This is a genomic window from Mycolicibacterium agri (genome assembly GCF_002553505.1).
In the GTDB taxonomy this organism is placed as follows: Bacteria; Actinomycetota; Actinomycetes; order Mycobacteriales; family Mycobacteriaceae; genus Mycobacterium; species Mycobacterium agri.
Genome location: NZ_PDCP01000157.1, coordinates 1 through 6,709 on the forward strand (window position 1 = coordinate 1; position 6,709 = coordinate 6,709).

Here is a 6,709-nt window from a genome sequence, read left to right on the forward strand (position 1 = left end):
GAAAGCCATACCCGACATCCCTGGGTGATTCGAAGCCTAAGGCCGACGACCCCAAACACCCTTCAAGAAAGGTAAGGGACCGATGGCCAATTTCGTGTTCATGCTCACCCACGGCGACCGGACCGTCGACAACGCCGCCGAGATCGTGCCCACCCTGGCCGACAGCGGGCTGCACTACATCGGATTCAAAGACGTGGGAGCCGATTCCGCGCGGCAACGGCAACTGACCGCGCTCGCCCACGACGCAGGCTTCGAGGTGATGCTCGAGGTGGTGTCGACCAGCAAGGAGGCCGAGCTGGCCTCGCTGCGATCGGCGGCCGAAGCGGGCGTGGACTGGATCCTTGGCGGCACGCACGGCGCGGAGACCGCGGGCATGCTTCCCGACGGTGTGCGCTACTGCCCGTTCCCCGGCCGCGTGGTCGACCATCCGAGCGTGCTGAATGGCACTGTCGACGAGATCTCCGCCGACGCAGCGCGACTCACGGCGTTGGGGCACATCGCCGGTCTCGACCTGCTCGCGTATCGGCACCCGAGCGTTGACGCTCTGGAGTTGATCCGCGCGGTGGTCGCGAAGGCGAACGGCCCCGTGATCGTCGCCGGATCGATCGCCAGCATCGACCAGGCCGTCGCCGTCAGCGGCGCGGGAGCGTGGGGATACACCATCGGCAGCGCCATATTCGACGGTCTGCTGCCGGGCGCGCCGTCCGTCGCTGAACAGGTCCGGCGGGTGCTCGAGGAGACGGCGGAGCGGACACAGCAACAGCCGACGCCGGCCGCCGAGGCGGCACACGGAACCACGTAGGCTGGTGGAATGGCTCGTGGCATGCCCGGGGAGACGTTGCTCGCCGATCGATTACGCGACCAACTGCTAGAGGACATCACGAACTCGCAGCTGCCGCCAGGCACCAAATTGCCCACCGAGGGCGAACTTTCCAAGCGGTTCGGGGTGTCGCGCGCCACCGTGCGCGAAGCGGTTCGCGGGCTCGTGGAAGCGGGCTACGTCACGCGGCGTCGCGGATCGGGCAGCTATGTCGCCGAGCGTCGACGCATGCCGCACGGCCTCGACTCGACTCTGAGCTATTTGGCGATGATCGAGAACGCGGGCGCGAAGGCCGGGATGCGGGTACTCGACGCGGTTTTCGAGGAGTCCACCAACATCGACAGCGTTCTGCACGTGCGCCCGGGGGAGAAGGTGCTGGCGGTGGAGCGGGTGCGCACGGCCGACGATCAGCCCGTGATCTACTCCCGCGACCGCATTCCGGCCCGGCTGCTGCGGCACGACCTGGATCTGGCCAATCTCGACCCGTCACTGTTCGCGCTGCTGCGGTCGTGCGGGCATGCCGCCGACCACGCGACGGCGACACTGCGCGCGGTCCCCAGCACCATCTGCACGGCCAAGATGCTGCGGGTGCGGCGTGGCAAACCGCTGCTCTACATCGAGGAGGTCGATTACGACCGCGACGGCACCCCGGTGATGCTGTCGCGGGAGTGGCACGTGTCCGAGGCGTTCGACGTGCGGATCAACCGGCGGGCGCAGGTCCCGCAGGCGCCGCGGATGCGGTAGCGGTTTAATGGTCGGATGCCCTACCTTTAGAGAGTGACAATCTGGTAAATCTACGTGGTCACGCAGCGGAGAGGCGGTCTCGTGATGGTTGAGTCGCAGACATGAGTGGGATGTTGTCGAAAACCGAACTGGAGTCGTTGGTCGCCTCCGGCGACATCGACACCGTGATCCTGGCGTTCTGCGATATGCAGGGGCGCCTGACCGGCAAACGAGTCTCGTCGCGGCTGTTCGTCGAGGAGGTCGCGGCTCACGGCGCCGAATGCTGCAACTACCTGTTGTCCGTCGACGTCGACATGAACACCGTGGACGGCTACGCCATGTCCAGCTGGGACACCGGCTACGGCGATATGGTGATGAAGCCCGACTTCACGACGCTGCGCCGCATCCCCTGGCTACCGGGCACCGCGCTGGTGATGGCCGACCTGTTCTGGACCGACGACCGCCCGGTTGAGGTGGCGCCGCGCAGCATCCTGAACCGGCAGGTGGACCGCCTCAGCGAACTCGGGCTGGTGCCCTATGTCGGCACCGAGTTGGAGTTCATGGTCTTCGAAGACTCCTACCGTGACGCGTGGGCGGCCGGCTACCGGAACCTGAAGCCGGCCACCGACTACAACGTCGACTACGCGATGCTCGGGTCGACGCGGATGGAGCCGCTGCTGCGCGACATCCGGCTGGGCATGACCGGGGCGGGCATGTACTGCGAGGGCGTGAAGGGGGAGTGCAACTTCGGTCAGCAGGAGATCGCGTTCCGCTACGACCACGCCCGAGTCACCTGCGACAACCACACGATCTACAAAAACGGTGCCAAGGAGATCGCCGACCAGCACGGCAAGAGCATCACCTTCATGGCGAAATTCAATGAGCGGGAAGGCAACAGCTGCCACATTCACATCTCGCTGCGCGGTGAGGACGGCAGTCCGGTGTTCGCCGCCGAGGACAGCCCCTACGGAATGTCGGAGCTGTTCCGCAGTTTCATCGCCGGCCAGTTGGCGACGCTTCGCGAGCTGACGCTGTTCTATGCGCCCAACATCAACTCCTACAAGCGTTTCGTCGAGGGCAGCTTCGCCCCGACCGCGATCGCGTGGGGGCTGGACAACCGCACGTGCGCGCTGCGGGTGGTCGGCCACGGCCACAGTATGCGGATGGAGAACCGAGCGCCGGGCGGCGACGTCAACCAATACCTCGCGGTGTCGGCGTTGATCGCGGGCGGGCTCTACGGCATCGAGCAGGAACTCGAGCTGCCGGACCCGCTGGAGGGCAACGCCTACACCAGCGGCGCCGAGTGCCTGCCGACCACGCTGAGCGAGGCTGCCGACCTGTTCGCCAAGTCGCAGGTGGCCCGGGAAGCGTTCGGCGACGAGGTCGTCGAGCACTACCTCAACAACGCCCGCGTGGAGCTGGCTGCATACAACGCCGCGGTGACCGACTGGGAAAGGGTGCGCGGTTTTGAGCGACTTTGACCGGGACAACGGCGCCGGATCACACAGACAACGTGGCCACGACGCCAATCCCGTGCTCGGCCTGACCACCTACCTGCAGCAGGCGCAGACCGGGGTGTGGGATGTGCACGCGAGCTTCCTGCCCGCCATCTACATGGAAGGCGTCAACCTCGCGGGCGGCATCGCGGTGCTCCTGCCGCCGCAGGGGGTTGACGCCGCCGAGCGCGTGCTCGACGGGCTGGACGGGCTGATCATCACCGGCGGACGCGACATGGACCCGGCCACGTATGGGCAGCAGCGTCACCCCTCGACCGACGAACCGGTTCAGGAGAACCGCCTGCGCGACGAGTGGGAACTCGCGTTGGTGCGCGGTGCGCTGCGGCGGGGCATGCCGCTGCTCGGCATCTGCCGCGGCGCACAGGTCGTCAATGTCGCGCTCGGCGGCACACTGCATCAGCACCTGCCCGACGTCGTCGGCCACACCCGCCATCAGCAGGGCAACGCCGTGTTCTCCACGTCCTCGGTGCGCACGGTGCCGGGCACCTTGCTGGCATCACTGATCGGGGACACATCCGACGTGCAGTGCTACCACCATCAGGCTATCGACCGGCTCGGTGACGGCCTGATCGTCAGCGCCAAGGACAGCGACGGCGTCATCGAGGCCGTCGAAATCCCTGGCGACAACTTCGTTTTGGCAGTGCAGTGGCACCCCGAGGAACGCCTCGACGACATCCGGCTCTTCGCCGGAGTGGTACGGGCCGCCGCACAGTATGCGACCGGAAAGGTGAACGCGTGAGCACATCGACTGTCATCAACCCCGCAACGGAGCAGGAGATCCGCACCGTCGAGCAGGTTGACGAGGCCGGTGTCGACGACGCCGTCGCGCGGGCCATCGCCGCTCAGCGCGCGTGGGCTGCACGTCCACCCGCCGAAAAGGCCGCCGCCCTACGGGCGTTCGCGTCCGTCGTCGACGCGCACGTCGACGAACTGGCCGCCATCGAGGTGGCCAACTCCGGGCACCCGATCGGTAACGCGGAATGGGAGGCCGGCCACGTCCGCGACGTGTTGAACTTCTACGCCGCCAGCCCGGAGCGCCTGTCGGGCCAGCAGATCCCGGTGGCGGGTGGCCTCGACATCACGTTCAACGAGCCGATCGGCGTCGTCGGCGTCATCACCCCGTGGAACTTCCCGATGACGATCGCGTCGTGGGGCTTCGCGCCGGCACTGGCGGCGGGCAACGCGGTGCTGATCAAGCCCGCCGAATGGACGCCGCTGACCACGATCCGCCTCGGCGAATTGGCGCTCGAAGCCGGGTTACCCGAGGACCTGTTCCAAGTGCTTCCCGGCAAGGGATCCGTAGTCGGCGAGCGCTTCGTCAGCCACCCGGACGTCCGCAAGATCGTCTTCACCGGATCGACCGAGGTCGGCACCCGTGTGATGGCCGAGGCCGCCAAACAGGTCAAGCGGGTCACGCTGGAGCTGGGCGGCAAGAGCGCCAACATCGTGTTCGAGGACTGCGATCTGGAACGCGCCGCGGCCACCGCGCCGTACGGGGTGTTCGACAACGCCGGGCAGGACTGCTGTGCGCGAAGCCGAATCCTGGTGCAGCGCAGCGTCTACGACCGGTTCATGGAGCTGCTGGAGCCCGCCGTGAAGGGTGTCGTCGTCGGCGACCCCACGTCGAGGGACACCGAGATGGGCCCGCTGGTGTCTGCCGCACACCGCGATTCGGTGGCCTCCTACGTGCCCGACGACGCACCCGTCGCGTTCCGGGGCAGCGCCCCCAGCGGGCCCGGTTATTGGTTCCCTCCGACGGTGTTGACCCCGCAGCGCAACGACCGCACCGTCACCGAAGAGATCTTCGGCCCGGTGGTCACGGTGCTTCCGTTCGACGACGAGGCGGACGCGATCGCTATGGCCAACGACACGAATTACGGCTTGTCCGGGTCGATCTGGACCGACAACCTGTCGCGCGCGGTCCGGGTCGCGCGGGCTGTCGAGTCGGGCAATCTGTCGGTCAACTCGCACTCCTCGGTGCGTTTCAACACGCCGTTCGGCGGGTTCAAACAGTCCGGGCTCGGCCGAGAACTGGGTCCCGACGCGCCGCTGCACTTCACGGAAACCAAGAACGTCTTCTTTGCGATCGGAGAGAGCTGAATGGACCTGACCCAGCGGCTGAAGGACAAGGTCGCCGTAATCACCGGCGGTGCAAGCGGTATCGGTCTGGCGACCGCCAAGCGGATGCGCGCGGAGGGCGCCACGATCGTCATCGGCGACATCGACCCGGCCTCCGGCAAGGCGGCCGCCGACGAACTCGAAGGGCTGTTCGTGCCGGTCGACGTCTCCGACCAGGTGGCCGTCGACACGCTTTTCGACACCGCCGCAAAGACGTACGGCTCGGTCGACATCGCGTTCAACAACGCGGGCATCTCGCCGCCGGAGGACGATCTGATCGAAAACACCGATCTGGATGCGTGGCAGCGGGTTCAGGACATCAACCTCAAGTCGGTGTTCCTGTGCTGCAAGGCCGCGCTGCGGCACATGGTTCCGCAGCAGAAGGGCGCGATCATCAACACCGCGTCGTTCGTGGCGGTGATGGGGTCGGCGACGTCGCAGATCAGCTACACCGCGTCGAAGGGCGGCGTGCTCGCGATGTCGCGTGAACTCGGCGTGCAGTACGCCCGGCAGGGGATTCGGGTGAATGCACTGTGCCCCGGCCCGGTGAATACGCCGCTGCTGCAGGAGCTTTTCGCCAAGGATCCCGAACGCGCCGCGCGCCGCCTGGTGCATGTGCCGCTGGGGCGGTTCGCCGAGCCGGAAGAGTTGGCCGCCGCGGTGGCATTCCTCGCCAGCGACGACGCCTCGTTCGTCACCGCGTCGACGTTCCTCGTCGACGGCGGCATCAGCTCGGCCTACGTCACACCGCTGTAGAGACCATGGCGGCCGACCCGGAGACCCCGCTCGCAGGCGAAGCGCTGCTTCGCCCGGTTCGGCCGGGAAACGCCTTCGAAGAGACCGTCGGCCGACTGTTGCAGACCATCCGCCTCGGCGTGTTGCAGCCGGGCGAATCCCTGCCCCCGGAACGGGAACTGGCGGCCCGACTGGGCGTCAGCCGCGACACCGTGCGCGAGGCGATCAAATCGCTTTCCGACGCGGGCTACCTCGTGTCGCGGCGCGGACGATACGGCGGCACGTTCCTTGCCGAACCGCTACCCGCGCACACCGGAGACCACCTGCGGGTCACTCGCGCCGAGATCGACGATGTGCTGCGGCTGCGGGAAATCCTCGAGGTCGGTGCCGCGCGGATGGCGGCCAGTCAGACGCTGACGTCGGCCGAGCGGGAGATGCTGTGGGCGCGGCTGACCGATGTGCGCGGCGCCTCCGGCGACGACTACCGGCGGCTGGACTCGCGGCTGCACCTGGCGATCGCCGAAGCGGCGGGTTCGCCGTCGCTGGTGACGCTGTTGGCCGAAAACCGCATGCGGGTCAACGGACTGCTGGACCAGATCCCGCTGCTGTCGCGCAACATCGCCCACTCCGACGAACAGCACGAGGCGATCGTCATCGCGATTCTCGCCGGAGACTGCGAGGGTGCGGCCGCCGCGATGCTGGCCCACGTCGCGGGCTCGGCGTCGCTGTTGCACGGCTTCCTCGACTGAATGACGGCCCTCCCCCTATCGCGCCCACCGCAGGAGCCCACACCGGG

Annotated in this window: 7 protein-coding genes; all 7 read left to right on the plus strand. The window is 67.4% G+C overall.

The features are described 5' to 3' along the window. Positions 1 to 82 precede the first annotated feature (82 nt). Positions 83 to 802, plus strand: a complete 720-nt coding sequence (locus tag CQY20_RS32915) for a 1-(5-phosphoribosyl)-5-((5-phosphoribosylamino)methylideneamino)imidazole-4-carboxamide isomerase (RefSeq protein WP_174814643.1) — start codon at positions 83 to 85, stop codon at positions 800 to 802. A 9-nt stretch (positions 803 to 811) separates the two neighbouring features. Further along, positions 812 to 1,564: a GntR family transcriptional regulator gene (locus tag CQY20_RS32920; protein ID WP_097945396.1), complete on the plus strand. Its 753-nt coding sequence runs from the start codon at positions 812 to 814 to the stop codon at positions 1,562 to 1,564. 101 nt (positions 1,565 to 1,665) lie between these two features. Beyond that, positions 1,666 to 3,024 carry a glutamine synthetase family protein gene (locus CQY20_RS32925; RefSeq protein WP_097945397.1) on the plus strand — a complete coding sequence of 453 codons (1,359 nt, stop codon included), beginning with the start codon at positions 1,666 to 1,668 and terminating at the stop codon, positions 3,022 to 3,024. 52 nt (positions 3,025 to 3,076) lie between these two features. After that, complete coding sequence (locus tag CQY20_RS32930) at positions 3,077 to 3,799, plus strand: gamma-glutamyl-gamma-aminobutyrate hydrolase family protein (RefSeq protein WP_174814728.1); 723 nt, start codon at positions 3,077 to 3,079, stop codon at positions 3,797 to 3,799. After that, the gene (locus CQY20_RS32935) at positions 3,796 to 5,160 is read left to right on the plus strand and encodes an aldehyde dehydrogenase family protein (RefSeq protein ID WP_097945401.1); all 1,365 of its coding nucleotides are present in this window, start codon (positions 3,796 to 3,798) and stop codon (positions 5,158 to 5,160) included. Before CQY20_RS32930 ends, CQY20_RS32935 begins: the two co-directional genes overlap by 4 nt. Continuing rightward, complete coding sequence (locus tag CQY20_RS32940) at positions 5,161 to 5,934, plus strand: 3-oxoacyl-ACP reductase (RefSeq protein WP_097945404.1); 774 nt, start codon at positions 5,161 to 5,163, stop codon at positions 5,932 to 5,934. 5 nt (positions 5,935 to 5,939) lie between these two features. After that, positions 5,940 to 6,662, plus strand: a complete 723-nt coding sequence (locus tag CQY20_RS32945) for a FadR/GntR family transcriptional regulator (protein WP_097945407.1) — start codon at positions 5,940 to 5,942, stop codon at positions 6,660 to 6,662. The last annotated feature ends 47 nt before the right edge of the window (positions 6,663 to 6,709 follow it).

Coding starts and splice junctions, on each gene's coding strand:
- CQY20_RS32925 (WP_097945397.1), top strand. CDS start 1,666: ATGAGTGGGATGTTGTCGAAAACCGAACTGGAGTCGTTGGTCGCCTCC.
- CQY20_RS32945 (WP_097945407.1), top strand. CDS start 5,940: ATGGCGGCCGACCCGGAGACCCCGCTCGCAGGCGAAGCGCTGCTTCGC.
- CQY20_RS32915 (WP_174814643.1), top strand. CDS start 83: ATGGCCAATTTCGTGTTCATGCTCACCCACGGCGACCGGACCGTCGAC.
- CQY20_RS32940 (WP_097945404.1), top strand. CDS start 5,161: ATGGACCTGACCCAGCGGCTGAAGGACAAGGTCGCCGTAATCACCGGC.
- CQY20_RS32920 (WP_097945396.1), top strand. CDS start 812: ATGGCTCGTGGCATGCCCGGGGAGACGTTGCTCGCCGATCGATTACGC.